This is a genomic window from Methylobacterium sp. P1-11, from assembly GCF_008329595.1.
Taxonomy (GTDB): Bacteria; Pseudomonadota; Alphaproteobacteria; order Rhizobiales; family Beijerinckiaceae; genus Methylobacterium.
Genome location: NZ_NPKS01000104.1, coordinates 1 through 871 on the forward strand (window position 1 = coordinate 1; position 871 = coordinate 871).

The following is an 871-nucleotide window of genomic DNA, read 5'->3' on the forward strand; positions in this document are numbered from 1 at the left end:
TGGCCGAGTTCATCGGTCAGCGGGCGGCGCGGGCGAACATGCAGGTCTTCATCGAGGCGGCGAAGAAGACCGGGCAGGCGCTCGACCACGTGCTGTTCGTCGGGCCGCCCGGACTGGGCAAGACCACGCTCGCCCAGATCGTGGCGCGCGAGCTCGGCGTGAACTTCCGCTCGACCTCCGGGCCGGTGATCGCCAAGGCCGGCGACCTGGCCGCCCAGCTCACCAACCTGGAGGAGCGCGACGTCCTGTTCATCGACGAGATCCACCGGCTCAACCCGGCGGTCGAGGAGATCCTCTACCCGGCCATGGAGGATTACCAGCTCGACCTGATCATCGGCGAGGGCCCGGCGGCGCGCTCGGTCAAGATCGAGCTGCCGAAGTTCACCCTGGTGGGCGCCACGACGCGCGCGGGGCTGCTGACGACGCCGCTGCGCGACCGGTTCGGGATCCCGATCCGTCTGGAATTCTACGAGATCGACGAGCTGGAGCAGATCGTGGCCCGCGGCGCGCGGGTTCTGGGCTTGGGGATGTCGGCGGAGGGCGCCAACGAGATCGCCCGGCGGGCGCGGGGCACGCCGCGGATCGCGGGGCGGCTTCTGCGGCGGGTGCGGGACTTCGCGGTGGTGGCGGAGGCCGAGACGGTGACGCGGGCGATCGCCGACCGGGCGCTGCAGCTGCTGGACGTGGACGGTGCGGGCCTGGACGTGATGGACCGCAAGTACCTGAGCCTGATCGCGCGCGCGTTCGGGGGCGGGCCCGTGGGGATCGAGACGATCGGGGCGGCTCTGTCGGAGCCGCGGGACGCGATCGAGGACATCATCGAGCCCTACCTGATCCAGCGCGGCTTCGTGCAGCGCACCCCCCGCGGCCG

1 protein-coding gene is annotated in these 871 nt (G+C 71.6%); it reads left to right on the forward strand.

The genetic code is table 11. The annotated features are described in order from the left end of the window. Positions 1-871, forward strand: an 871-nt coding sequence (ruvB, locus tag CIW48_RS32910; RefSeq protein ID WP_149314516.1) for a Holliday junction branch migration DNA helicase RuvB, incomplete at both ends; no start/stop codon positions are given.